The following is a 24802-nucleotide window of genomic DNA, read 5'->3' on the forward strand; positions in this document are numbered from 1 at the left end:
TCGAAGTGGACAGGAACCTACCACTCGGTCACCGGAGGGGCGGACGGGCGGCCCGTGCCTGGTCCCCGCGGAGGCGGACGGCCCCGCGGGCACGGGCCGGGGGCCGGCGCGTGCCCGCGGGGCGACAGGGGGTCAGGAGCCGTAGCGCTCCTCGGGGACGACGGGGCCGAGGTCGGGGCCCTCGACCAGTGCGACGTGGTCGCCGGGGCTGTGGAGTTCGAGGATCAGCAGTTCGTTGGCGCCGGCCCGCCAGAGTGGCGCCGGGGCGTAGAGGGTGCGCTGCGGGCCGAGGTCCCAGTAGCGGCCGAGCGCGAACCCGTTCAACCAGACCATGCCCTTGGTGAATCCGGGCAGGGCGAGGAAGCCGTCGGCGGGGGTGTCGACGGTCAGTTCGGCGCGGTGGAAGGCGGGCCCGTCGGCGGTGGAGGGCGCGCCGAGGGCGAGGGTCGTCGGGTCGTCGAGGGGCAGCGGGCGCACCTCCCAGCCGAACTGGTACTGCCGGTCGACCCGGACGCCGCCGGTGATGCCCTTGGGGTCGTGCAGCAGTGGGCCGTAGTTGATCCGGCCCAGGTTCTCGACGAGCAGGTCGAGCACGGCGCCGCCCTCGGGGACCCGCAGCGGGAGGGCCTGCTCGGGGTGGTTGCGGTCGAGGACGCCGAGGGGTTCGCCGTCGAGGAAGACCTGGGCGCGGTCGGCGAGGCCGTCCACCCGCAGCTCGCCGTGGGCGAGCGGGCCGCGCAGGCGGGTGCGGTAGTGGATGAGGCCGAGGTTCTGGCCGAGTTCCTCCATCGGGCGGGGCTCGGGGAGGTGGTGCGCGGTGGAGAGCTCACCGAGGGCGCCGCGGTCGCCCAGCAGGGGGCGGCTCGCGGTGACGGGGGCGGTGCGGGGGGCGAGGCGTGCGGGCAGCGGCGGCAGCGGGTGGGGGTTGGGGCCGAGGTGGCGTTCGATCACCGCGCGGAAGAGGCGGAACTTCTCGGTGAGTTCGCCGGCCTCGCCGACCGGGGCGTCGTAGTCGTAGCTGGTGACATCCGGCCGGTAGGTGGTGCCGTCGTGGTTGGCGCCGTTCCACCAGCCGAAGTTGGTGCCGCCGTGGCCCATGTACATGTTGACCGAGGCGCCGGCGGCGAGCTGGGCGTCGAGCACCTCGGCGGCGTCCCGGGCGTCGCGCACGTGGTGCGGCGTGCCCCAGTGGTCGAACCAGCCGCACCAGTACTCCATGGTGACCAGCGGGCCGACCGGCTGGTGGCGGCGCAGGCAGGCGAGGGACTCCTCGGGGCGGGAGCCGAAGGTGCCGGTGGTGAGGAGTCCGGGCACCCGGCCGCCGAGCTGGAAGCCGTCCTCGGCGCCGTCGGCGGTGAACAGCAGGACGTCGACGCCGCGGGTGACCAGGGCGTCCCTCAGGTGTTCGAGGTAGGCGGTGTCGTTGCCGTAGCTGCCGTACTCGTTCTCCACGGCGACGGCGACCACCGGGCCGCCGTGGGAGGAGAGCAGCGGGAGCAGCACGGGCACCAGGTGGTCGAACCAGGCCTCCACGGCGGCGAGGAAGGGCGGGTCCAGGCGGCGCAGCCGCATCGCGGGGTCGGCGAGCAGCCAGCCGGGCAGGCCGCCGAACTCCCACTCGGCGCAGATGTAGGGGCCGGGGCGGACGATGACGTCGAGGCCGAGGTCGCCGGCGGCGCGGACGAAGGCGGCGAGGTCGCGGTCGCCGGTGAAGTCGGCGCGGTCGGGCGTGGGCTGGTGGAAGTTCCAGGCGACGTAGGTCTCGACGGTGTTGACGCCCATGGCCCGCAGCCGGGTGAGGCGGTCGGTCCACTGTTCGGGGCGGATGCGGAAGTAGTGGACGGCGGCGGAGACGATCCGGTGCGGACGTCCGTCGCGCAGGAAGGTGTCGCCGTCGGTGGTGAGGGCGGGGTGGGGGGCCTGGTCGGCCATCGGGTCCTCCGCGGGAGGGGAGCGGGAGTGAGGGGGCGTGGGACCTCGGGTGGGTCCGGGTGGGTCCGGGCGCACGGCTGCGCGGGTGGCCGCGGACGGGTCGGCGGCGGCCACCGGGGTCACCCTAGGAGTTCGGTGATCGCACGGTCAATCGATCGGCGATCATCGGCATTATTGATCAATTTTCGATCGAACGATACTCTTCGATCGGAATATCATCGGCAGACCGCTTCCGGGCGACGCTTCCGCGGGCACGACAGAGGGAGGCCGGGATGGCCATTTCGGGGGAAGAGCGCCGCAGGCTGATCGTGTCGGCCGTCGGTGAGCTCGGCGGGCGGGTGCGCCTCACGGAGCTGGCCGACCGGCTGGGCATCCCGGCCGTGACGGTCCGCCGTGACGTCGCCGCGCTCGCCGACGCCGGCCGGCTCTCCCGCTCGCACGGCTTCGTCTCCCTGGATCGCCCGGACGCCGCCGGAGCGCCGATCGCCCCCGGCCCCGGCGCGGGCCGCGCCCTCGGCCTGCTGGTGCCCTCGGTCGGCTCCTACTTCGACGAGGTGATCGCCGGTGCCCGGGCCGCCGCCGCGGCCACCGGGGCCCGGCTGGTCCTGGGCATCGCCCCGTACGGCGCGGGCGGCGACCGGCTGCAGACCGAGCGCCTGCTGGAGTCCGGCGCCGAGGGCCTGCTGCTGGCCCCGGGGCTGGTCCCCGGCCGGGCGGCCGAGGACTACGCCTGGCTGGACACCCTGCCGGTGCCCGCCGTCCTGGTGGAGCGCCGCTCCCCCACCCCGGACGGCCCCGGCTCCGGGCTGGACACGGTGGCCTCCGATCACCGCCACGGAGTGCTGAGCGCCCTGCGCCACCTGGCCGGGCTCGGCCACGGGAGCGTGCTGCTGGCCGCCCGGGGCGACTCCTGGACGGCCGCCGAGGTGCGGGCCGGGTACCGGGAGGGCGCCCGGCTGCTCGGGCTGCCCGACCTGCCGGCGCTGGACACGCTCGGACCCGGCAACGTGCCGGCCGACCCCGAGCCGCTGGTGGCGCGGATCGCCGAGGCCGTGCGGTCCGGAACCCGGGCGGTGCTCGTCCACAACGACCAGGACGCGCTGCGGCTGCCGCCGCTGCTGCGCGCGCACGGTCTGTCGGTGCCCGCGGACGTGGCGCTGGTCGCCTACGACGACGTCTTCGCCGCGCTCGCCGCGCCCCCGCTGACCGCCGTCGCCCCGCCCAAGCGCGCGGTGGGCGCGGCGGCGGTCGATCTGCTGCTGCGCCGGCTGGCGGCCGGCGCCGAACTGCCGGTGCACCGCACGGCGCTGCTCCCGGTGCTGCACGTGCGCGCCTCCTGCGGGGCCGAGCAGGCGGCGGCACGAACGGGCGCCGCGCCCCTGGGGTGAGGGGCGCGGCGCCCGCCGCGGAGCTTCGCCGTCGACCGGCCGATCCGGCGAGTCCGGCAGCCGTGCAGCCCGGAAGCCCGGCCGGTCCGGCTACTCCGGCAGCAGCGCGGACAGGTGTCGCGCCCCCGGGCCCAGCCGCGGCGCGAGGGGCGCGGCACGCGGGTGCCAGGGGGCCTCGTACTCCCAGGCCGCCCAGGAGCCGGGCGGCAGCAGGCGCAGGCAGTCGGCGATCGGCAGCACGCCCGCGCCGAGCGCCAGCGGGGTGAGGTCGTCCGCCGAGGCGACGTCCTTGACCTGCACGTACCCCAGGTGGGGGCCGAGCGCCCGATGGGTCTGTGCCGGGATCTCACCGGCGAGCCAGGTGTGCAGCAGGTCCCAGAGCGCGCCGACGGCGGGGTGGTCCACCCGGTCGAGCAGCGGTGCCAGCGCGGCGCCGGCGCGGTGCGAGTCGTGGGTCTCGACGAGGATCCGCACGCCGAGGGCCGCTGCCCGCGGGGCCGCCGCGCGCAGCCTGCGGACCGCGCGCTCGTCGGCCTCGGCAGCCGCTCCGGGGCCGCCGTGCGGGAAGACCCGCAGGTACCGGCAGCCGAGGTCGGCGGCCAGCCGCAGGTGGGCGGTCAGCGCGGCGAGCACCGACGCGTCCGGCCCGGGGGCGGCGACGCCGACGTAGGAGGCGAGGGTCAGCGGGAGCAGGCCGGCCCGGGCCAGTAGCCGGGCGGTGCGCCGGCGCTCCTCCGCGTCCAGCCCGAGGCGGACCGGCTGGTCGTCGGCGCAGCGCAGTTCGAGGCCGTGCCAGCCGTGCTCGGCGGCGAGGGCGGCGGTCCGGTCGAGCGGGAGCCCGGGCAGGCCGAGGGTGGCGAGGGCGAGGGGCACGGCGCTTCAGTCCTGTGCGGCGGGGTGGACGGTGACCGCGCCGGGCGCCAGCCGGATCCGCAGGGCCGGGGCGCCGGCCGGGCGCACGGTCAGGACGACGGCCGCCGGGTCGCGCTCGTCCGGGCGGGCCTCCAGGGTGACGGCGTCGGCGAGGGCGGGCGGGTGCTCGGCGGCGGTGAGCCGGGCGGCGCAGGCGAACAGGGCGGGGCCGTCGGCGGGCAGTTCCCCGGTGAGCCGGGGCAGTGCCGCCTCGGGGCCGAAGGCGGTGCCGCCGGGGACCCGTTGGCTGTCGGCGACGGTGAAGCCGTGCAGGGCGCGCAGCTCGGAGGCCAGCCGGCCGTCCGCGCGGACGCCGATGGCGGCGTGCTGTGCGGCGGCGGCGTCGGCGCCGAGTGGCCGCCCGGTACCGGCGACGGCGGGCTGCTCGGTGCGCCGGCCCGCGACGGCCCAGCCGGTCTGGGTGACCGGGGTGCCGGCCGGCCCGCCGGTCACCAGGTGGGCGCGGACCTCCTCGGCGCCGTGGGCCAGGGTGAGCGAGGTGACGGTGAAGCCGGGCAGTTCACGGCCGCCGACGCGGGGGTGCCAGCGGGAGGCGGCCCAGCCGGGCCCGGTGCCCAGGGGGTGGATGCGCCCGCGCTGGGTGGGTCCGGCGTCGGTCAGCAGGGCGAGGTGGTTGTCGGCGGGTCCGTCGAGGGACGGCCCGGTGGCGGTGGAGTGGGCGAGCCGCGCGTACTGCGGGTCGTCGGGGCCCACGGCGTCCGCGGGCTGGTCGTCGCTGCCGTGGTTGTGCAGCCGGACCAGACCGTCGGCGGCGGTGGACTGCACCAGCCAGCCGGGTCCGGACAGGGCGAGGACGGTGTCGCGCCGCTCGGCGGGCGCGAGGTCCTCGGGTGCGGTCCACACCGGGTGGCCGGGCGGGAGCAGCAGGCCGAGGAAGGCGCTGCCGGCCCAGTACGGGGAGGCCGGGCCGGAGTAGGGCTGGACGAGCCGCAGGTCGGGTCCGTGCCAGCCGAGGGTGAGCAGGCCCCGCTCGTCGACGGCGCCGCGGTCGAGGAAGTGGCGCAGGGCGCCGGAGGCGAGGCGGCGGGTGGTGCCGGGGGCGAGCGGGGTGTGGCCGGTGAGGGCCCCGGCCCAGAGCGGGGCGGTGGCGGCGAAGCGGTAGGTGAGCGAGCGGCCCTGGTGGACGGGCGCGCCGTCGGCCCCGAAGGTGTGCGCGTAGCCGGCCAGGTGGGCGGCGAGGCGTTCGCCGTACACGGCGCGCAGGGCCCGGTCGTCGGCGAGGTGGGCGTGCAGGACGGGGTAGAGGTGCAGGGCCCAGCCGTTGTAGTGGTCGAAGGCGCGGGGGCGGCCGTCGGTGTACCAGCCGTCGCCGAGGTACCAGCGGTCGATGTTCTCCAGTCCGCGGCGGACCGCGGCGCGGGCCTGGTTCTCGGCGATGCCGGCCTCGGCGAGGAAGCCGCCGACGGACATCGGGAAGAGCCACCAGTTGTTGTCGTTGGGCGCGCGGTGCAGGGCGTCGGCCAGCCAGCGGCCGACGCGGTCGCGGACGGGTCCGGGCAGCCGGTCCCAGAGCCAGGGGCGGGTGAGGCGCAGCGCGAAGGCGATGGAGGCGGCCTCGACCATGGCCTGGCCCCGGTCGGTGATCAGCGGCCAGGACTCGAGGTCGCCGTCGGCGAGGTCGCGTTCGCCGGTGGGGGTGCGGGTGCCGGCGTCGAGTCCGGCGGCGTAGTGCGCCAGCAGGCCGTGCGGGTCGGCGCCGCCCGCGCCGGCCACCCGCAGGGCGGCGGGCAGGAAGGTGCGGGCGAAGCCCTCCAGGCCGTCGGAGCGCCGTCCGGACCAGCTCGGGCGGGGGCCGGGCAGGTCGATCAGCGCGCCGGCGGGGCCGGCGTACGGGCGGACCGCGGTCAGCAGGGTGTCGGCCACCGCCTCCCAGTGCTCCCTGGTCCAGCCGGTGTGCGGGCTGAGGTCGCGGTCCTCCGGGGGCAGGCGCATGAGGTCCTCCGTGATCGGGTGGTGAGCCGGAATCTAGGCAGCGCCTGATCATTCGTCAAGCCGAGGCGATCAAATGAGCGGCTTGATCGGATTGTGACCTTGCCGCCGAGGTGGCCGATTGCCCAGATTTTCCGGCATTTCCGGTGCTCACAGGGGTGCCGCCGGGCGCCGGTCAGGCCGATCAGGTCGGATCATTTGATCCAAATCTCTTGACTCCGATCGCCGACCTGCTCAGGATGACAGCCAATCGCCCCCACCCTCTGCGGGTTCCGGTCGGAGCCGACCGTTCCGCAGCCCGCGCACCCTCGCCCTAAGGAGCCCACCGATGCGCTCGACCCCCCTCTCCCGGCGCAGAGCCCTCCGCCTCGCCGCCGCGGCCACCGCCACCGCGCTCGGTGTCACCGTGCTCGCCGCCTGCGGCAGCAGCGGCGACGGGGCCGGGTCCGCCGCCGCCGCCACGGACGACGGCAAGCCGGTCAGCCTGACGTTCTGGGGCTGGGCGAAGGGCACCAAGGACGTGGTCGCCGCGTTCAACGCGAGCCACCCGAACATCCAGGTCACCTTCGAGGAGATCCCGGCGGGCGCGGCCGGCGGCTACGCCAAGATCTCCAACGCGGTCAAGGCCGGCAACGCCCCCGACGTCTTCAACATCGAGTACCCGCAGCTGCCGGACTTCGTCAGCCAGGGCGCCGTCCAGGACATCGGCAAGCTCGTCGGCGCCGACCTCAAGGCCAAGTACCTGCCGCAGGCCGTCGAGCTCACCTCGCTCGGCGGCCGGACCTGGGCCCTGCCGCTGGACGCCGCCCCCCAGGTCTTCTACTACCGCAAGGACCTCTTCGCCAAGGCCGGCATCACCGTCCCCAGGACCTGGGACGAGTTCCGCACCGCCGCGCAGCAGCTGAAGGCCGCCCAGCCCGACACCCGCATCGCCACCTTCTTCCCCGACGACCCGACCACCTTCGAGGCGATGGCCTGGCAGAACGGCGCCCACTGGTTCACCGCCGCCGACGAGTCCTGGAAGGCCGACCTGACCGGGCCGGAGACCCGCAAGGTCTCCGAGTACTGGCAGAAGCTGGCCGACGAGGACCTGGTGCGGGTCATGCCGTCCTTCAGCCAGCAGTGGACCGCCTCCCTGCAGAAGGGCGAGACGGCCGGCTACCTCGGCGCGACCTGGGGCGGCGGCGTCCTGAAGGCCAACGTCGGCACCACCCCCGAGGTCAACGGCACCTGGGCGGCCGCGCCGCTGCCCAGCTGGGACGGCACCCCCGCCAGCGGCATGCTCGGCGGCACCACCTTCGCGGTGTCCAAGGACAGCAAGAAGGCCAAGGCCGCCGTCGAGTTCGCCACCTGGGCGACCACCACCGCCGACGGCTTCAAGGCCCGGATCTCCTCCGGCACCTCCTCCGCCTACCCGGCCGCCACCGAGCTGGTGCCGGTCGCCAAGCAGGCCTTCAACACCGACTTCTACGGCGGCCAGGACCTCTACGCCCTCTACTCCGACGCCGCCAAGTCCATCAAGCAGGGCTGGACCTGGGGACCGGCGATGGGCGTCACCAACGGCTCGCTGAAGGACTCCTTCGGCAAGGTCGCCGGCAAGAGCGGCACCATCGACGAGGCGCTCACCACCGCGCAGCAGGCCACCGTCGCCGAGTTCAAGAACCGCGGACTGAAGGTCGCCCAGTGACCTCCGGCACCCATCCCGGCCGTACCGCCCGCGTCGCCGGCCGGCGACGCGGGCGGTACGGGGCGCCCGCCGTGCTGCTCGCCCCCTTCCTCCTGCTCTTCACCGCGTGCACGCTGATCCCGATCGGCTACGCGATCCGGCTCAGCCTGTTCACCGAACACCGCTCCGGCCTCGGCTTCGGCGACGCCGAGACGGTCTTCACCGGGCTCGGCAACTACACCCGGGCGCTGAGCGACGAGGCGTTCCGCGGCGGCTTCCTGACCGCCGCCCAGTACTGCCTGATCTACATCCCGCTGATGACCGGCCTGGCGCTCGTGCTGGCCCTGCTGCTGGACTCCACGCTGGCCCGCGCCCGGCGCTTCTTCCAGCTGACGCTGTTCATCCCGCACGCCGTGCCCGGCATCATCGCCGCGCTGCTGTGGATGTACCTCTACACCCCCGGCATCAGCCCCGTGCTCGACGCGCTCGAGTCCCTGGGCACCCAGCCCGACCCGCTCGGCCACCCGCTGCCCGCCGTGGTCAACATGGCGCTGTGGCAGTGGACCGGCTACAACCTGGTCATCTTCTACGCCGCCCTGCAGGCCATCGACCGCTCGGTGCTGGAGGCCGCCGTCGTCGACGGCGCCGGACCGCTGCGCACCGCGCTGAGCATCAAGGTGCCGCTGATCCGGCCGTCGATCGCCATGGTCGGCCTGTTCACCGTCATCGGCTCGCTCCAGCTGTTCACCGAGCCGATGATCCTCTACGGCACCTCCCCGGGCGTCACCTCCTCCTGGACCCCCAACATGTACGCCTACACGGCCGCCTTCGAGCGCCACGACTACGGGCTCGCCGCCTCCGCCTCGGTGCTGCTGGCCCTCGCCGCGGCGGGACTCTCCTTCGCCGTCACCCGGCTCACCCGGGGCCGCTCCGACCGCCGGCGGGAGGCCGACGCATGACCACCACCGCCACCCGCCCCGCCGACGCCCCGCCGCGCCGCCCGGACCGCGCCAACCGCCCGCGCCGCCCCTGGACGCTCTCCAAGGCCGCCGTCAACGGCACCCTGGTCCTGGCCACCGTCTACACCCTGTGGCCGCTCGGCTGGCTGCTCACGGCCTCCGCCAAGAACACCGCGGACCTGCTCGGCGGGAACGCCCTGGGCGCCGACAACTTCCGGCTCGGGCAGAACCTGCACGACCTGGCCACCACCGGCGACGGCATCTACTTCCGCTGGTACCTCAACTCGCTGCTGTACGCCGGGATCGGCTCCGTGCTGTGCGCACTGGTGTGCGTCGCGGCCGGCTACGCCTTCCACGTCTACCGCTTCCCCGGCAAGGAGAAGCTGTTCGGCCTGGTGCTGCTGGGCGTGCTGGTGCCCACCACCGCGCTCGCCCTGCCGATGTACCTGCTGGCCTCCGAGCTCGGCATCGTCAACACCTTCTGGGCGGTCTTCCTGCCCTCGCTGGTCAACCCCTTCGGCGTCTACCTGGCCCGGGTGTTCTGCGCCGGCTACGTGCCGAACGAGGTCCTGGAGGCCGCCCGGATGGACGGCGCCGGGGAGCTGCGGACCTTCTGGTCGATCGGGCTGCGGATGGTGATGCCCGGCTTCGTGACCGTGCTGCTGTTCCAGTTCACCGCCATCTGGAACAACTTCTTCCTGCCGCTGGTGATGCTCTCCGACAGCAAGCTGTTCCCGGTCAGCCTCGGCCTGTTCAGCTGGAACGCCCAGACCAAGGCCTTCCCCGAGTACTACCCGCTGGTCATCACCGGCTCGCTGCTCGCCGTCGTGCCGCTCGTGCTCGCGTTCGTGCTGCTCCAGCGGCACTGGAAGGCCGGCCTGACCGCAGGGAGCGTCAAGTGAACCCGAACCCCGCCACCGCCGCGGACACCGCCGCCGCGACCGCGTCCGCCCCTACGCCCGACCGGGAGACCACCGTGCCAGACGGCCGGCCCGCCTGCCGCCCCCGCGCCGTCCTCGCCATGCACCGCGAGCTCGCCGGCCGCCTGATCGACCCGCACACGATGGCCCGGCTCACCGCGCTGGCCGACCTCGACCCGGCGCTCGTCCTGGACGACTTCACCACCCCCGAGGCCCGCGCCGCGCTCGCCGACGCCGAGGTGATCGTCTCCAGCTGGGGCTGCCCGCCGATCGACGAAGAGGTGCTGGCCGCCGCCCCGCGGCTGAGCGCCGTGATCCACGCCGCCGGCTCGGTCAAGCACCACGTCACCGAGGCCTGCTGGCGCCGCGGCCTGCAGGTCACCTCGGCGGCCTGGGCCAACGCCCTGCCGGTCGCCGAGTACACCGTCGCCGTCGTACTGCTCGCCAACAAGCGGCTACTGCCGATCCGCGAGGAGTACCGCAGCCGCCGCGCCCCGTACGACTGGCAGCTGGCGTACGCCACGGCGGGCAACTACCGGCGCACCGTCGGCATCGTCGGCGCCTCCCGGATCGGCCGGCGGGTACTGGAACTGCTGCGCCCGCACGACCTGGACCTGCTGCTGCACGACCCGTACGTCGACCCCGCCGAGGCCGCCCGGCTCGGCGCGCGCTCCGTCGGCCTGGACGAACTCTGCGCCGCCTCCGACGTGGTGAGCGTGCACGCCCCCGAACTGCCGGCCACCCGGCACCTGATCGACGGCCGCCGGCTCGCCCTGATGGCTGACGGGACCACCCTGGTCAACACCTCGCGCGGCTCCCTGGTCGACCAGGAGGCGCTGGTGCGCGAGGTCGCCTCCGGGCGCCTCGGCGCCGTCATCGACGTCACCGAGCCCGAGGTGCTGCCCGCCGACTCCCCGCTCTACGACCTGCCGAACGTCTTCCTCACCCCCCACGTGGCCGGCTCGCTCGGCGGCGAGCTGCACCGGATGGCCGCCGCCGCCGCGGACGAGCTCGCCCGCTACACCGCCGGGCAGCCCTTCGCCCACCCCGTCCTCGCCGAGGACGTCCACCGCACCGCGTGATCGCGCGCCGCGCCCCTGTGCCGCGCGGCCCCTCACCACGCGCACCGCCGCACGTGCCTCGCCACGCGCCCCGTCACGCGTGCCCCCGCACTACGCGCTCCCCGCACCAGCAACGAATCGGAGAACCCCCATGTCCCGCAGGGTGATCGGCATCGTCATGAACGGCGTGACCGGCCGGATGGGCTACCGCCAGCACCTGGTCCGCTCCATCCTCGCCATCCGCGAGCAGGGCGGCCTGCCGCTCGGCGACGGCGAGACACTGTGGCCCGAGCCGATCCTGGTCGGCCGCAACGCCGACAAGCTCAAGGACCTCGCCGACCGGCACGGCCTCACCCACTGGACCACCTCCCTCGACGAGGCCCTCGCCCACCCGCTCGCCGAGATCTACTTCGACGCCCAGGTCACCCCCGCCCGGGAGACCGCGCTGCGCACGGCGATCGCCGCCGGCAAGCACATCTACACCGAGAAGCCCACCGCCGAGTCGCTGGAGGCCGCGCTCGACCTCGCCCGGCTCGCCCGCGAGGCCGGCGTGTGCAACGGCGCCGTGCAGGACAAGCTCTTCCTCCCCGGCCTGCGCAAGCTCAAGCGGCTGGTGGACGGCGGCTTCTTCGGCCGGATCCTCTCCGTGCGCGGCGAGTTCGGCTACTGGGTCTTCGAGGGCGACTGGCAGCAGGCCCAGCGGCCGTCCTGGAACTACCGCGCCGAGGACGGCGGCGGCATGGTCCTCGACATGTTCCCGCACTGGCGCTACGTGCTGGACGGCATCATCGCCCCGGTCCGCTCGGTGTACGCCCACACCGCCACCCACATCCCGGAGCGGACGGACGAGCGCGGGCAGGTCTACCGGGCCACCGCCGACGACGCCGCGTACGGCGTCTTCGAGCTGGAGGGCGGCATCACCGCCCAGATCAACTCCTCCTGGGCGGTCCGGGTGGACCGCGACGAGCTGGTGGAGTTCCAGGTGGACGGCACCGAGGGCAGCGCGGTCGCCGGCCTGCGCGAGTGCCGCTTCCAGCACCGCGCCGCCACCCCCAAGCCGGTCTGGAACCCGGACCTGCCGGTGACCGAGCCGTTCCGCACGCAGTGGCAGCGGGTGCCGGACAACGAGGAGTTCGACAACGGCTTCAAGGCGCAGTGGGAGCTGTTCCTGCGCCACGTGACCACCGGCTCCCCGTACCACTGGGACCTGCTGGAGGGCGCCAAGGGCGTGCAGCTCGCCGAGCTCGGCCTGCGCTCCGCCCGCGAGGGGCGCCGGCTGGACGTTCCCGAGCTGTCCCTGTGACGGCCCGCCGGCCGCACCCCGACACGTCGGCCGCACCCCGGCCGGCCGCCCCGCACCCGGCCGCCGGGGAACCGACCGCCCCGCAGCCGCCCGCCGACGAGACGATTGCGCTGACACCATGACCGAGATCGACCTGCCCGGCCACGGCCGGATCCGGCTGCGCGAGCCCGCCGTGCTGCCCGCCTCCCCCGACGCCGCCCGCTCGCGGACGGCCTTCGCCGCCGCCCACGTGGTCGCCGACCCGCTGGGCGACAACGCACCCGGCGCACCCGCCGCCGTCGACTGGGACTCCACTCTCGCCTTCCGCCGCCACCTGTGGTCGCTGGGCCTGGGCGTGGCCGACGCGATGGACACCGCCCAGCGCGGCATGGGCCTCGACTGGCCCGCCACCCGCGAGCTGATCACCCGCTCCGGGGCCGCGGCCCGCGCCTGCGGCGGCCGGCTGGCCTGCGGCGTCGGCACCGACCAGCTCGCCCCCGGCGCCCACGCGCCGGCCGCCGTCCGCGCCGCTTACGAGGAGCAGCTGACCGTGGTCCAGGAGGCCGGCGCGCAGCCGATCCTGATGGCCAGCCGCGCCCTGGCCGCCGCCGCGCGCGGCCCGGAGGACTACCTGGAGGTGTACGGCGGGCTGATCGCCGGCTCCGACCGGCCGGTGCTGCTGCACTGGCTCGGCGAGATGTTCGACCCGGCGCTGTCCGGCTACTGGGGCTCCGCCGACCTCGACACGGCCACCGCCACCGTGCTGGAGCTGATCGGCGCGCACGCCGACCGGATCGAGGGCATCAAGGTCTCCCTGCTGGACGCCGACCGCGAGATCGCGCTGCGCCGCGCGCTGCCGCCCGGCGTGCGGATGTACACCGGTGACGACTTCCACTACCCCGAGCTGATCCGCGGCGACGAACGCGGCCACAGCCACGCCCTGCTGGGCGTCTTCGACCCGATCGCGGCCATCGCCGCGGCGGCGCTGCGGGCGCTCGACGAGGGCGACCTCGACCGCTACGAGGAGCTGTTCGCACCGACCGTGCCGCTGGCCCGGCACCTGTTCGCCGCGCCGACCTTCCACTACAAGACCGGCGTGGTCTTCCTCGCCTGGCTGGCGGGCCACCAGGACCACTTCACCATGGTCGGCGGTGCGCAGAGCGGGCGTTCGCTGCCCCACCTGGTGGAGCTGTTCCGGCTCGCGGACGCGGCCGGGGTGCTCCCCGACCCGGATCTCGCGGCCGACCGGATGCGCCGGCTGCTCGCGGTCGCGGGGGTGGCGGCATGAGCGGCTCCCCCGCGGTGACCGGCCTCGACCGGCTGTCGCTCAACCAGATCACCACCAAGGGCTGGAGCCTGCCGGAGGCCGTGCGGGGCTGTGCGGACGCCGGCATCCCGGCCATCGGGCTGTGGCGCGACAAGGTCGCCGAGACCGGCCTGGCCCGCTCCGCGAAGCTGTGCCGGGACGCCGGGCTCGCCGTCAGCAGCCTCTGCCGGGGCGGTTTCCTGACCGCCGACGGGCCCGAGCAGCGCCGGGCCGCGCTCGCCGACAACCTGCTGGCCATCGAGGAGGCCGCCGAACTCGGCACCGACACCCTGGTGCTGGTCGTCGGCGGCCTGCCGGCGGGCAGCCGCGACCTGGTCGGCGCGCGCGCCGCCGTCGCCGACCTGCTCGCCGAACTCGCGCCGCACGCGGGCGACTTCGGCGTGCGGCTGGCGATCGAGCCGCTGCACCCGATGTTCTGCGCCGACCGCGCGGTGGTCTCCACCCTGGGCCAGGCGCTCGACCTCGCCGCCCCGCACCCCGCCCGGCAGGTCGGCGTGGTCGTCGACAGCTACCACGTCTGGTGGGACCCGGCGCTGCCCGAGCAGATCGCCCGCGCCGGGCGGGAGGGCCGGATCGCCTCCTACCAGGTGTGCGACTGGACCCTGCCGCTGCCCGCCGACGCCCTGCTCGGCCGCGGCCACGTGGGCGACGGCCACATCGACTTCCGCGCCCTCACCGGCCTGGTCACCGCCGCCGGGTACGAGGGCTGGATCGAGGTCGAGATCTTCAACCAGGAGATCTGGGACACCCCGGGCGAGCTGACGCTGCGCACCCTGATCGAGCGCCACCTCACCCATCTGGCCTCGCCGTGAGGGTCGTCGTCGCGCCCGACTCCTTCAAGGGCACCGTCGGCGCCCGGGACGCCGCCCTCGCCCTGGCCGCCGGCTGGCGCTCGGTGCGGCCGGACGACGAGCTGCTGATCCGTCCGATGGCCGACGGCGGGGAGGGCACACTCGACGCACTCGCGGCGGCCCTGCCCGGCGCCGTCCTGCACCCGGTCCCCGGCTGCACCGGCCCCGACGGGCGGCCGGTCACCGGACGCTACGCACTGCTGCCGGACGGCACCGCGCTGGTCGAACTGGCCGACACCGGCGGCCTGCCGCTGCTCGGCGGCGCCCTCGCCCCGCTCACCGCCGGCACCCGCGGCACCGGCGAGACCATCGCCGCCGCGCTGGACGCCGGTGCGCGGCGGGTGACCGTCGCGCTCGGCGGCTCCGCGTCCACCGACGGCGGTGCCGGGCTGCTGGCCGCCCTCGGCCTGCGGCTGCTGGACGACACCGGCGCCGACCTCCCGGACGGCGGCGGCGCCCTCCCCCGGGCCGTCCGGCTCGATCGCACCGCCCTGCGCGCCGCCCCGGCGGGCGGTGTCCGGGTGCTGACCGACGTCACCAATCCGCTGCTCGGCCCCGGCGGAGCGGCCGCGGTGTACGGACCGCAGAAGGGCGCCGACCAGGACGGGACCGCCCTGCTGGAGGCAGGGCTGCGCCGCTTCGCCGAACTGCTCGGGGGCGACCCGGACCTCCCCGGATCGGGCGCGGCCGGCGGCACCGCCTACGGCCTGGTGACCGCCTGGGGCGCCCAGGTGGTCCCCGGTGCGGCGGCGGTGGCCGGGCTCACCGGACTCGACGAGGCCCTCGCCGGGGCCGGCCTGGTGATCACCGGTGAGGGCCGGTTCGACGGCACCAGTCTGCTCGGCAAGGCGGTCGGCGAGGTCCTCACCTGCGCGCGGCGGGCCGACGTCCCCGCCCGGGTCGTCGCCGGCGAGTCCGCCGACCCCGCCGCGCTCACCCTCACGGAGCTGTCCGGCGACCCGGCCGACGCCCGCCACCGGGCCGCCCACTGGCTCACCACCGCCGGCGCCCACCTGGCCCGCACCCACCCCACCGGCTGACCAGCCGACCGTGCCCCGGGTGCCGCCGCGCGGTGCCCGGGCGGGAGGAGCGGATCACCCGCGTGGTTCGCCCGGCCGCCTCCTGTCTGCGGGACGCCGAGCGCGATCTGGTCGAGCGGTACGTCGCGGCCGCGTGACACCCGGTCCGCCGCCGTCGCGGTGGGTCTTCCCCCGCCCACCGCCGCCGGCTGCCATACTCCGCAGATGGGCAACGCGGACGACGACCCGGGGAAACCCGTCGCGGCGGCCGGAAGGCACCGCGGCGAACCGCACGAGGCGGGCGGCCTGGGCGGCCGGCTGAACTGGCTCCGCGCCGCGGTGCTGGGGGCCAATGACGGGGTGGTGTCGACGGCCGGGCTCGTGGTGGGCGTGGCGGGTGCGCAGGCCACGTCGAGCGAGCTCCTGACCGCCGGTCTGGCCGGGCTGCTGGCCGGATCGCTGTCGATGGCCGCCGGGGAGTACGTCTCGGTCAGCACCCAGCGGGACTCCGAGCGGGCGGCGCTGGCGCAGGAGCGACGCGAGCTCGCCACCGCGCCGCAGGAGGAGCTCGACGAGCTGACCGGCCTGTACGTCGCCAAGGGCCTGACGCCCCAGCTGGCACGGCAGGTCGCGGTGGAACTGACGGCACACGACCCGTTGGCCGCACACGCCGAGGTCGAGCTGGGCATCGACCCCGAGGAGCTCACCAACCCGTGGCACGCCGCCGGGGCCAGCTTCGCGGCGTTCACGGTCGGCGCCCTGCTGCCGCTGCTGGCCATCGTGCTGCCGCCGGCCGACGCCCGGATCGCGGTGACCGTGGCCTCCGTGCTCGTGGCCCTCGCCGTGTGCGGCTGGGGTTCCGCCCGCCTCGGCAGGGCGCCCGTCCGGCCCGCCGTCCTGCGCAACGTCGCCGGCGGCGCCCTGGCCATGGCGATCACCTACGCGGCCGGAGCCCTGCTGCACGCCTCCACACTCTGAGGTCCCGCGGCCCGGAACACTCCGTCCCCTCCGGAGCTCAGTACTCGTTCTTGATGACGAAGAACGATCCGCGGATGGTGCCGGCGAGCTTCGACTTCTGCCGTGCGAACTTGAACCGTGGGGCGAGTTCCTCGGGGACCTCCATCCCGTCGGAGAGCTTGAACCCGACCGCCCGCTTCCCGGAATCGTCCACGGTGTACATCACGTTGACCGACAGGCCGCTCTCGTAGAAGACGTAGGCCATCCGGATGTTCTCGACCTGGAACGCCGTGGCTTCCAGCGGCCTGGACGCGATGACGATCTCGCGTTCCTCCCGGAGGATGCGGTGCACCCAGTCGACGACCTCCGCGGCGTCCTCCGCGCGTTCCACCGTGAAGACGTGGTCGTACTTGTTCTTGAAGTAGCGGGCCTCGTTGGCGCGGAGCCCGGCGAGCGCTTCCGCGACGGGTGACGACTCCAGGCCGACGGTCGACACGGTGGCGAAATCCACGGTGTAGGTCATGACGGACTCCCTCTCAACGGCCTCGACCGCATCAACGGCGCCGCGGGCCATGGAGCGGCCCGTTCGGGGTGTGCCTGTGCACCGGTCCGGCGACGGCGGGGGCGTCGATCGTAACAATCCGCCGCCTCCCGCCCCGGGAACGGCCGAACGGCGTGTCCGCCGCGGCGGGGCCGCCCCGGGCCGGCGGCCGGTCGGTTCCGCGCCCGCCACCGTCGGCGCGGTTGGCCGTTGACCGTACGGCGGGCGAGCGGCACCGGTAGCGTCTGCGGTATGGGAACGACCGAACGCCTTTGGGCGGCAGTGGTGTTGACGATCGCCTGCCTGGCAGCGAGCGGATGCTCCGGGGGCAGCACCCCGGCCGCGGACACGGCCTCGGCGGGGAGCACGACAGGGAGCGCGGCGGAGGACATCGAGGCCGGCGAGTTCGCGTCCGGCCACCTCCGGAACATCGTCGAGTCGGTGTACATCTCCGGAACCGCGGGGCTGCGCGGCGGCCAGGTGTTCCGTCCCGAGCCGGGAAAGCAGCTGACCCTCACGCCCTGCCGGCTGGAGCAGCCGCAGGTCGGCGTGCAGATCCTCGACAAGGACCGCGCGGGGGTTCCGGTCGTGCCTGTTCCGGCGCTCTACGAGTTGCGGGTCCCTGCCGAGGCCGACGGTCTGTGGGTGAGCGTGTACGTGCTCGCGCGCGACGCGGACAAGACCAAAGTGCTCACCGACCTGGTGACGGCCGGCCGCGCGTGCGAACCGCGCAAGGTCACGAGCACCGACCACCCCGCGACGGCGACCGCGCCGGCACTTTCCACGGCGCCGGTGCTGACCACCGCGGGGATCACCTCGGGACCGGACGGCCCCGGTGTGGCCGTGCTCAGCAGGTCGACCCCCGCCACCTCGGCCGCCACCACCCCGCCGAGGACCCCGGGCTGGACCATCGGTCCGGACGGGAGGCTCGCGCCCGACGGCGATCTGCTGGCCGCCTCCAAGCCCGGCCCGGCGCCCGTCGACTACGGCGAGGCGGTGTTCTACGGCACCAACGGCCGCGTCCTGGTCGAAGTGGTCAAGGTCGGCAAGAACCACGTCTCGACGAGCACGTCCGAAACCCCCGCCGCCGAGGAGGCGTATCCGGCCGCGCAGCGGGCCCTCGCGGCGCTGCTCGGCGGCTTCAAGGGCCTGCCGGACTGACCCGGCATCCGCCGGAAGCGGAGTCTCCAATTCCTTGACAGGCCATGTGACTTATCACACCATGAACAGAGGTCGCCCCGAGTCCCGGACGACCACCCCCACACCGAAGGAGACAGACATGCGGAAGATGACGATCCGTAAGTCCGGCACCGTCGCGCTGACCGGCAACACCCGCCGGCTCTGGTTCGAGTGGTGCTGGTAACTCCGGCGCACCACCACTGACACCGGTGGCGTGCCGGGCGTTCCAGGAGCCCCGGCGCGCCACCAGGCGGCAGCCACCGTCGGAAGCGACGGCCACCGGCAGCCCGCAGCGGGCCCGTCGGCGCGAGGAGGAGTCAGTCGAGCATGCGGCACGTCTGGCTGGAGGCACCCCGGCCCCGGGACCGGCGCGCGGCGGCCGCCGGAGCCGAAGGGCTCCTGGGCACCTTCGACTGCCGGGTCTGGCAACGCGGCCCCTACGGCGGAGTCGGTGAGTTCGTCCGCCGCCTCGTCCTCGACCAGGGGCACTCCCCACTGGTGGCCCGCCACCAGGTCGAACTCCTCTGCGCGGTAAGGGACTTGAAGCCAGCGATGCCGTGGGCCACCGAGGCCGTCGCGGCCCTGGACGTCGCGGACGTCCAGATCAGGTTCCACCCGGCCCGACGCACCCGTCATCTCGCCTACGGGACCGGCGAGTTCGTCGCGGCCTGGGCGGCGGGGCGCAGGGCGCCGGCCGCCGTCGTGCTCGACCGGCTGGACCAGGCGGACGCCACCACCGTCGAACTCATCGACGTCCTGCTGCGGCGCGTCGACCCGTCCCGGCTGAGGCTGTACGTCGGTGGCGCCTCACTGCCCGACGCGCTCGCGGAGACCGTCGCCGAGTTCGCCCGGCCCCTCGCCGTCGCCCCGTCCGGGCCGGCCACCGAGGACGCCGCCCCGGCCCACGACCCCGCCTGGCACGACGAACGCGCCGACGAACTGGCCGCCACCGGCGACTGGTCCTGGCAGCTGGGCGCGATCCCCTACCACCGCGAACGCGGCACCCGCCCGGCCACCGACGGTGTCGACGCGCTGCGCACCGCCCTCGGCTCGGCCCTGAACAGCGGCTTCTACGAGCACGCCGTCCGGCTGGCCGAGCGCGGCCTGCCGCTGGTCACCCCGTCGGCGGACACCCGGAACTGGTGGGCCTTCACCACCATGCTGGCCACCGCGCTGACCGCCCTGGACCGCCCGGCGGAGGCGCTCGCGCTCTACGACCACGCCCGGCAGGTCACCGACGAGCCGAGGATCCACCTGTCCGCCGCCTACTCCACCGCCATGCTGCACGCCCGCCACCTTCCGGCGCCCGCCCGGGACCTGGCCGCCGCCCGCACCTGGCTGGAGCGCGCCCTCACGCTCGCCGGGCAGATCGACGACCCGCGCGAGCGCGCCGTCACCACCGTCTTCCACCGCCAGGGCCTGGCCCTGCTGGACAGCCGGGCCGGTGACCACGCGGCGGCACTGCGGACGGTCGAGGAGGGCATCGCGAGGCTCGCCGAGACCCTGGCGCCCGGCGAACGCCCCCAGGACCGCGCCCGGCTGGTGCACAACCGGGCCCAGCTGCACCTCGCGCTGGGCGATCCGGACCGCGCGCTCGCCGATCTCGACGCGGTGATCGCGCAGGACCCGCAGAACGCCGAGTACTACGTCGACCGGGCCGCCCTCCACCGGGCCACCGGGCGGCCGGACGATGCGATCGCCGACTACGGCACCGCGATCCGCCTCGGTCCGCACCTTCCCGAGGCGTACTACAACCGCGCCGAGACCCACACCGACCTGGGCCGGACGCAGGCGGCCCTGGCCGACCTCGACCGGACCCTGCGGATCGCCCCCGACCACCTCGACGCGCTGGTCAACCGGGCCGGCCTGTACCTGGACAGCGGCGAGCCCGACCTCGCCGAACGCGACGCGAACGCGGGCCTGAGCCTGTCCCCCGGCCAGCCCCACCTGCTGTGCGTGCTCGGCCTGGTCGAGTCCGAACGCGGCCGCCTCCCCGAGGCCGAGGCCCTGCTCACCCAGGCCGTCGAGCGCGCCCCCGAACTGCCGACCGCGTGGGCCAACCGCGCGGCGGTCCGCTTCGAACGGGGCGACGTCCCCGGCGCCGTCGGCGACCTGGACCGCGCCATCGCCCTGGACCCCGACCCCCTCGCCCTCTACAACCGGGGACTGGCCCACCGTCGGCTCGGCAACCGCTCCGCCGCCGTCGAGGACTTCACCCGCGCACTTGCCGCCGCCCCCGGCCCGGACCCCGAGCTGCGGGCCGAACTGCGCGCCGAGCTGGCCCGGGAACGGGCCCGCTGAACCCCGCCCCGGGGCCGACCACGGGCCGGCCCCGGGACGCCACTACTCAGCCGCTACTCGATGGGGCCGATCAGCCAGTTCCCCGGTGCGTTCTCGTCGGTGCTCAGGTAGAACTCGGTGATGGCCGCCCTGAACTCCTCGTGGCTGATCGCCCCGTTGCCGTCCCGGTCGAGCCGCCGGAAGGCGTCCCCCGAGTGCTCGGGCGGGATTCCCAGGGCGCTGTACATGCGCACGTACTCGTCCTGGCTCAGCTCCCCGTCACCGTTGGTGTCCAGCGCACGCATCAGGGCGTCGGCGATCGCCAGCACCGCCGACCCGAAGTGCTCCGGAGCCGTGACGTTGACCTCCATGACGTCGAGGAACTCCTTGCGGCTGATCCTCCCGTCCCCGTCGGCGTCCCCGTGCGCGAGCAGCACTCGCCACCACTCCTCGAACGCCTCCCGCATCGCCGAGGCGTTCTCCCGGTCGTCCTCCCCTGCCAGCCCGCTGAAGAGATCCCCCATCGCCCGGAAGTCGTCCTGCGTGAGCAGGCCGTCACCACCCTGGTCGAACCAGTCGAAGAGCATGGTGAACTTCTGCTTCTTCACCTTGGCCGGCATGCCTTCTCCCTCGCTCCCGCCCGACGGCGCAGCCCGCCGCTCCACCCAGGCTCCCGACGCACGTTAGGTCGAAGCCGAACGGTGAGACCATGGCCCGGGGGGAAGTTCACACCTTCGATGGAACAGCGCACCATCGAAGGTGTGGTCCGGGCGCGAGGGCGAGGTGCCGATCCCCGCCGGTTTCACGGTGCAACTGTTCCTGTGCCTGACCGCCGGCATGGTGGCGTACTTCGTGATCCAGCCGTAGGGACGGTACGTCCACAGCTGGGCCGAGGATGGAACCGAAACGGACAAAGTAGGATGAATAAACTCCGGCGCTACGCGCGGAGAGATCCATAAATGATCCATTTTGCCCGATTCATCTCCCGCTTCACATGCACGGAGCCACCCTCATGGACAATCTGTCCACCGCCGACACCGGCGGCGCCGTAGAGACACGCGGTATCGAGCCCGTCCCGGACCACGAGCGCCGGGGCAGGGTCCGCGAGCTCTTCCCGACCTGGGTCGCGGCCAACATCAGCGTCCTGCTTCTCACCATGGGTGCGGCCCTGGTGGTGTTCAACCGGTTGAACTTCTGGCAGGTCCTGGTCGTCGCCGCGTGCGCCGCACTCGTCTCCTTCGGCCTGGTCGGCGTGGTGTCGGTCTCCGGGAAGTGGGGCGGCGCCCCCGGTGCCACGCTCTCCCGGGCCACCTTCGGGGTGCGCGGCAACCTCTTTCCCGGCGCGATCCTGTGGATCGCCCGGTTCGGCTGGGAGACGATCAATGCCGTCACCGGCGCCTACGCCGTCCTGACCGTCCTCGACCTGCTGTTCGGTGTGAGGAGCAACACCGCGCTGATCGTGGTCACGCTCGTCGCCTTCGTCGCCGCCACCTTCCTGGTCTCCGGGCTGGGCCGCAAGGCGCTGAACATCTGCAACACCTGGTCGACGTACCTCTTCGGCGTCTTCAGCGTCCTGGTGCTGGGCTACCTGATCGCGACCATGCCCTGGAGCGAGGTCTTCGCCAAGCCCGCGGGGACCACCGCGATGATGATCGCCGGCATCGGGACCATCGCCGCCGGCGGCATCAGCTGGGTCCCCACCGGCCCGGACTTCGCCCGCTACCTGCCGCACTCCGCCTCCGGCCGGAAGATCGTCGGCGTGACGGTCTCCGGTGCCGGCCTGGTGATGGTGCCGATGGTGCTGATGGGCGCCGTGATGGCGGTGGCCTCCCCCGGGCTGGCCGACGCCGCGGACCCGGTCTCCTTCCTCGGCGACCTGCTGCCGACCTGGCTGGCCGTGCCGTACCTGCTGACCGCGATCGTGGGCATGCTGCTGATCAACAGCCTCTCCATGTACTCGGCCGGCTTCACCGCGCAGACCATGGGCGTGAAGCTGCCGCGTGCCATGGCCGTCAGCATCAACGCCGTGATCTCGCTGGTCGCCGGCCTGCTGCTGATGCTGGTCGCCAAGAGCTTCCTGGGCTCCTTCATCACCTTCCTGATCCTGCTCGCCGTCTCCTTCTCGGCCTGGATCGGCGTCTACGCGGTGGACATGTTCCGGCGCCGCAGGCGCGCGGTGCGCTACGACGCCGACGCGCTGATGGACACCAGCAGGAACAGCCGCTACTGGTACACGGGCGGCTTCTGCTGGCAGGCCATGGTGTCCTGGGTGCTCGCGCTGCTGACCGGGCTCGCCTTCACCAAGTGCGACTGGTTCGCCGGCCCGCTGTCCGGTACGCCCATCGGCCGGTACGGGCTCGCCTGGGCGGCGACCATCGTGATCTCCGCCGCGATCATGGCCGTGCTCCCCACGCCCCGGGAGAAGGCCCCGGCCGCCGGGTCGGACACCGAGCCGGTCACCGAGCCGGCCGCCGACCTCCAGGCGGAGCGGAGCGAGGCGGTCACCGTCTGACCTCGGACACCCCCGGACCGCCCGGCAGCAGCCTCGACCGAGCCTGCGACCGGGCGGTCCGGTTTTGTCACGTGTGCGCAGCACCCACTGCGGCGGGGTCAGGCCAGCGGGCGGCAGAGCAGGGCGTCCGGGACGCCGTAGTGGAGCCACTTCCAGGTGTAGGCGACGCCCGCGACGTACTCGGTGTCGGCGCACTGGCCCTTGTAGTGCCCCGGGGCCCAGTCACTGGCGGTGGAGCCGCCGGTGGCCGGGCGGTTGTCGCCGTGGTCGAACCAGACGGTCCGGCCGGTGCGGGGCAGCGGGGTGGCGGACGGGGCGCAGAGCAGGGCGGACATGGCGTTCCGGTTGACGCTGTAGCCGACGGCGAAGGTGCCGGCGGGGCACTGGAGCTTGTCGTAGCCCGGAGCCCAGTCACCCTCGGTGACGTGGCGCTGGTCGGCGACGGTGACCCAGGTGCCGCTGCCGGTGGCGGGCGAGCCGGCGTCGGTGCACAGGCCGCGGCTGTCGCTCCGGCCGAGGCCGGCCAGGCGCTGGCCGTCGGGGCAGTTGCCCTTGCGGTTGCCGCTGCTCCAGTCCGGCAGGGCCAGCATGCGACCGGAGACGTTCTGGTCGCCGTGGTCGAGGTCGAGCATGTTCCAGTGGTTCACCGGCGCGACCCGGCCGCGGTACGAGGGCGCGTCGAGCAGCTTGTTCCAGTCGGCGGCCCGCCAGTCGCCCGGGTCGCCGAGCCCGAGCCGCCGGCCGTCGGCGTCGTAGGAGAGCAGGGCCCAGTTGTCGTTCGGGACGCCGCCGCTCTGCCAGCCGACCAGCGGCCAGACCGCGAAGTCGGTGTCGTTGGCGGCGAGGATGTCGGTGAAGCGGTCGAACCAGCCCTGTTCCGCGGTGTTCGTGGAGCCGCGCCCGGCGGCACTGAACTCGCTGATCCACACGGGCGCGGTGAAGTGCTGGCCTGAGCGGGTCACGAAGAGCGCCTCCTCGTCGACCACGCGCGCGAGCTGCTCGGGCGTGAAGTCCTGGTAGCGCGGGTCGTTCGTGGCACCCGCGCCACCGGCCGCGCCGGTGTTGGCCGGGCCGGTGTAGGCGTAGAAGTGCGCGGCGTAGACCAGCTTGTCGGACCGGACGAGCGTGTTCGACAGGGTCGCGACCGGGGCGAGCACCGGCCGTCCGTGGGAGAACCCGGCGGCGGGGATGCCGTACCAGTTGATCCCCTCCATGATCACCAGCATGTCCGGGTCGGCCCGCAGGATCCGGTTGCCGGCCTCCTCGAAGGCGGCGTACGCGTCGTGGCCGTCGCCCATCCCCCAGTTGGGGTCGTCCCAGACGTCCCGGCGGACCTCGTTGCGCAGGTCGGCGCCGACGACGCGCTTGTCGGCCTCGTAGCGGTTCACCATGAACAGCCAGTCGTCCTCCCACTGCTGGGTCGTCTGGCCGCTGTTCCACCGCTCGTTGCCGTCCAGGCCGCAGCAGAACCGGTAGCCGGTGGTGTGGTTGTTGAGGATCACCGCGAAGCCGTCGGCGGTCAGCGCGGCGACGACGGCGTCGTACACCTGGAGCGGGGTCCTGCCCCTGAGCTGCGGGTTGGCGGTGACGGCGGCGTCCGGGACGGGGGTGGTGTCGTGGATCATCGCGTTGGCGAACGGGAGCCGGACGCTGTTCAGGCCCAGGCTGTGGAGGTCCGCGAGGATCCGGCCGATCGGCGCCCGGTCCAGACCGAGCGGGATGTTGTACGACACCTGGCGGGCCTGGTTGTTCGCCGGATCCGTGGTCGAACCGTTGCCCTCCCAAGTGCCCTGGGCGCCGGCCCAGTTGCCCGCCTTCAGCTTGAACCGGTCGCCGTTCGCGTCGACGATGTAGCGGCCTCGGGTGCTCAACGGGCCGGTCCAGGAGGCGGCGAGCGCGGCGCCGTCCAGGACCGGCGTGGCGGCCGCGGGGGCGGGCGCGGCGGCGTACGGGGCCGCGGCCGGAAGCGCGGTGGCCGGGGCGGCGGCCGCCGTCCCGGTGAGGAGGGCCGCTGCCGCGACGGCGGCCGCGACGCGTCGGGGTCGGATCCGCGGCACGCGGGCCGG

At 74.3% G+C, this 24802-nt stretch carries 19 protein-coding genes; 13 read left to right on the forward strand and 6 right to left on the reverse strand.

Features of this window, described 5'->3' with window-relative positions; translation table 11 throughout:
* Positions 1 to 132: 132 nt before the first annotated feature.
* Positions 133 to 1932, reverse strand: coding sequence for a beta-galactosidase family protein (locus ACFVUH_RS16780; RefSeq protein ID WP_387913933.1), 1800 nt, complete (start codon positions 1930 to 1932; stop codon positions 133 to 135).
* A gap of 272 nt (positions 1933 to 2204) precedes the next feature.
* Between ACFVUH_RS16780 and ACFVUH_RS16785 the strand changes: the two genes are divergently transcribed.
* Entirely contained in the window at positions 2205 to 3320 is a 1116-nt protein-coding gene (locus ACFVUH_RS16785; RefSeq protein ID WP_387913935.1) for a substrate-binding domain-containing protein, read from the forward strand.
* 90 nt (positions 3321 to 3410) lie between these two features.
* On the opposite strand, the gene ACFVUH_RS16790 is transcribed toward ACFVUH_RS16785, so the two are convergent.
* Together ACFVUH_RS16790 and ACFVUH_RS16795 are read right to left on the reverse strand one after the other, a co-directional pair.
* Complete coding sequence (locus ACFVUH_RS16790) at positions 3411 to 4193, reverse strand: sugar phosphate isomerase/epimerase family protein (RefSeq protein ID WP_387913937.1); 783 nt, start codon at positions 4191 to 4193, stop codon at positions 3411 to 3413.
* Between the two features lie 6 nt (positions 4194 to 4199).
* Positions 4200 to 6185 (reverse strand): DUF2264 domain-containing protein, encoded by a 1986-nt coding sequence (locus tag ACFVUH_RS16795; protein ID WP_387913939.1) that lies wholly within the window; start codon positions 6183 to 6185, stop codon positions 4200 to 4202.
* A 325-nt stretch (positions 6186 to 6510) separates the two neighbouring features.
* On the opposite strand from ACFVUH_RS16795, the gene ACFVUH_RS16800 reads away from it, so the two are divergent.
* The 9 genes from ACFVUH_RS16800 to ACFVUH_RS16840 all read left to right on the forward strand — a co-directional run bounded on the left by ACFVUH_RS16800 (position 6511) and on the right by ACFVUH_RS16840 (position 16245).
* On the forward strand, positions 6511 to 7869 hold the full coding sequence (locus ACFVUH_RS16800) for an ABC transporter substrate-binding protein (protein WP_387913941.1): 1359 nt from the start codon (positions 6511 to 6513) through the stop codon (positions 7867 to 7869).
* Positions 7866 to 8807, forward strand: a complete 942-nt coding sequence (locus tag ACFVUH_RS16805; protein WP_380715115.1) for a carbohydrate ABC transporter permease — start codon at positions 7866 to 7868, stop codon at positions 8805 to 8807. The genes ACFVUH_RS16800 and ACFVUH_RS16805 overlap by 4 nt, the downstream gene beginning before the upstream one ends.
* The gene (locus tag ACFVUH_RS16810; RefSeq protein ID WP_355363515.1) at positions 8804 to 9709 is read left to right on the forward strand and encodes a carbohydrate ABC transporter permease; all 906 of its coding nucleotides are present in this window, start codon (positions 8804 to 8806) and stop codon (positions 9707 to 9709) included. Before ACFVUH_RS16805 ends, ACFVUH_RS16810 begins: the two co-directional genes overlap by 4 nt.
* A 119-nt stretch (positions 9710 to 9828) precedes the next feature.
* The gene (locus ACFVUH_RS16815; RefSeq protein ID WP_355363644.1) at positions 9829 to 10809 is read left to right on the forward strand and encodes a hydroxyacid dehydrogenase; all 981 of its coding nucleotides are present in this window, start codon (positions 9829 to 9831) and stop codon (positions 10807 to 10809) included.
* Between the two features lie 130 nt (positions 10810 to 10939).
* On the forward strand, positions 10940 to 12091 hold the full coding sequence (locus ACFVUH_RS16820; protein ID WP_387913943.1) for a Gfo/Idh/MocA family protein: 1152 nt from the start codon (positions 10940 to 10942) through the stop codon (positions 12089 to 12091).
* A 118-nt stretch (positions 12092 to 12209) separates the two neighbouring features.
* Positions 12210 to 13358: a dihydrodipicolinate synthase family protein gene (locus ACFVUH_RS16825; RefSeq protein ID WP_387913945.1), complete on the forward strand. Its 1149-nt coding sequence runs from the start codon at positions 12210 to 12212 to the stop codon at positions 13356 to 13358.
* On the forward strand, positions 13355 to 14209 hold the full coding sequence (locus ACFVUH_RS16830) for a sugar phosphate isomerase/epimerase family protein (protein WP_355363509.1): 855 nt from the start codon (positions 13355 to 13357) through the stop codon (positions 14207 to 14209). Before ACFVUH_RS16825 ends, ACFVUH_RS16830 begins: the two co-directional genes overlap by 4 nt.
* Positions 14206 to 15288, forward strand: coding sequence for a glycerate kinase (locus ACFVUH_RS16835; protein WP_387913947.1), 1083 nt, complete (start codon positions 14206 to 14208; stop codon positions 15286 to 15288). The genes ACFVUH_RS16830 and ACFVUH_RS16835 overlap by 4 nt, the downstream gene beginning before the upstream one ends.
* A gap of 204 nt (positions 15289 to 15492) precedes the next feature.
* A complete protein-coding gene (locus ACFVUH_RS16840; RefSeq protein ID WP_387913948.1) occupies positions 15493 to 16245 on the forward strand; it encodes a VIT family protein in 753 nt (250 codons plus the stop codon).
* Positions 16246 to 16282: 37 nt separating this feature from the next.
* Here ACFVUH_RS16840 and ACFVUH_RS16845 read toward each other — a convergent pair whose 3' ends face one another.
* A complete protein-coding gene (locus ACFVUH_RS16845) occupies positions 16283 to 16747 on the reverse strand; it encodes a phage tail protein (protein ID WP_355363493.1) in 465 nt (154 codons plus the stop codon).
* A 270-nt stretch (positions 16748 to 17017) separates the two neighbouring features.
* Here ACFVUH_RS16845 and ACFVUH_RS16850 point away from each other — a divergent pair, with 270 nt between their 5' ends.
* Both ACFVUH_RS16850 and ACFVUH_RS16855 read left to right on the forward strand, forming a co-directional pair.
* Complete coding sequence (locus ACFVUH_RS16850; RefSeq protein ID WP_387913950.1) at positions 17018 to 17926, forward strand: hypothetical protein; 909 nt, start codon at positions 17018 to 17020, stop codon at positions 17924 to 17926.
* A 345-nt stretch (positions 17927 to 18271) separates the two neighbouring features.
* Positions 18272 to 20245 (forward strand): tetratricopeptide repeat protein, encoded by a 1974-nt coding sequence (locus tag ACFVUH_RS16855; protein ID WP_387913951.1) that lies wholly within the window; start codon positions 18272 to 18274, stop codon positions 20243 to 20245.
* A gap of 53 nt (positions 20246 to 20298) precedes the next feature.
* On the opposite strand, the gene ACFVUH_RS16860 is transcribed toward ACFVUH_RS16855, so the two are convergent.
* Positions 20299 to 20844 carry an EF-hand domain-containing protein gene (locus ACFVUH_RS16860; protein WP_387913952.1) on the reverse strand — a complete coding sequence of 182 codons (546 nt, stop codon included), beginning with the start codon at positions 20842 to 20844 and terminating at the stop codon, positions 20299 to 20301.
* 392 nt (positions 20845 to 21236) lie between these two features.
* Between ACFVUH_RS16860 and ACFVUH_RS16865 the strand changes: the two genes are divergently transcribed.
* Complete coding sequence (locus ACFVUH_RS16865) at positions 21237 to 22736, forward strand: purine-cytosine permease family protein (protein ID WP_387913953.1); 1500 nt, start codon at positions 21237 to 21239, stop codon at positions 22734 to 22736.
* A 98-nt stretch (positions 22737 to 22834) separates the two neighbouring features.
* On the opposite strand, the gene ACFVUH_RS16870 is transcribed toward ACFVUH_RS16865, so the two are convergent.
* The gene (locus ACFVUH_RS16870; RefSeq protein ID WP_387914184.1) at positions 22835 to 24793 is read right to left on the reverse strand and encodes a glycoside hydrolase family 5 protein; all 1959 of its coding nucleotides are present in this window, start codon (positions 24791 to 24793) and stop codon (positions 22835 to 22837) included.
* Positions 24794 to 24802 lie beyond the last annotated feature (9 nt).

It is taken from the genome of Kitasatospora sp. NPDC058032, from assembly GCF_042885845.1.
Classification (GTDB): Bacteria; Actinomycetota; Actinomycetes; order Streptomycetales; family Streptomycetaceae; genus Kitasatospora.

Coding starts and splice junctions, on each gene's coding strand:
- ACFVUH_RS16780 (WP_387913933.1), bottom strand. CDS start 1,932: ATGGCCGACCAGGCCCCCCACCCCGCCCTCACCACCGACGGCGACACC.
- ACFVUH_RS16785 (WP_387913935.1), top strand. CDS start 2,205: ATGGCCATTTCGGGGGAAGAGCGCCGCAGGCTGATCGTGTCGGCCGTC.
- ACFVUH_RS16795 (WP_387913939.1), bottom strand. CDS start 6,185: ATGCGCCTGCCCCCGGAGGACCGCGACCTCAGCCCGCACACCGGCTGG.
- ACFVUH_RS16800 (WP_387913941.1), top strand. CDS start 6,511: ATGCGCTCGACCCCCCTCTCCCGGCGCAGAGCCCTCCGCCTCGCCGCC.
- ACFVUH_RS16810 (WP_355363515.1), top strand. CDS start 8,804: ATGACCACCACCGCCACCCGCCCCGCCGACGCCCCGCCGCGCCGCCCG.
- ACFVUH_RS16815 (WP_355363644.1), top strand. CDS start 9,829: ATGCACCGCGAGCTCGCCGGCCGCCTGATCGACCCGCACACGATGGCC.
- ACFVUH_RS16820 (WP_387913943.1), top strand. CDS start 10,940: ATGTCCCGCAGGGTGATCGGCATCGTCATGAACGGCGTGACCGGCCGG.
- ACFVUH_RS16825 (WP_387913945.1), top strand. CDS start 12,210: ATGACCGAGATCGACCTGCCCGGCCACGGCCGGATCCGGCTGCGCGAG.
- ACFVUH_RS16830 (WP_355363509.1), top strand. CDS start 13,355: ATGAGCGGCTCCCCCGCGGTGACCGGCCTCGACCGGCTGTCGCTCAAC.
- ACFVUH_RS16840 (WP_387913948.1), top strand. CDS start 15,493: ATGGGCAACGCGGACGACGACCCGGGGAAACCCGTCGCGGCGGCCGGA.
- ACFVUH_RS16845 (WP_355363493.1), bottom strand. CDS start 16,747: ATGACCTACACCGTGGATTTCGCCACCGTGTCGACCGTCGGCCTGGAG.
- ACFVUH_RS16850 (WP_387913950.1), top strand. CDS start 17,018: ATGGGAACGACCGAACGCCTTTGGGCGGCAGTGGTGTTGACGATCGCC.
- ACFVUH_RS16855 (WP_387913951.1), top strand. CDS start 18,272: ATGCGGCACGTCTGGCTGGAGGCACCCCGGCCCCGGGACCGGCGCGCG.
- ACFVUH_RS16860 (WP_387913952.1), bottom strand. CDS start 20,844: ATGCCGGCCAAGGTGAAGAAGCAGAAGTTCACCATGCTCTTCGACTGG.
- ACFVUH_RS16865 (WP_387913953.1), top strand. CDS start 21,237: ATGGACAATCTGTCCACCGCCGACACCGGCGGCGCCGTAGAGACACGC.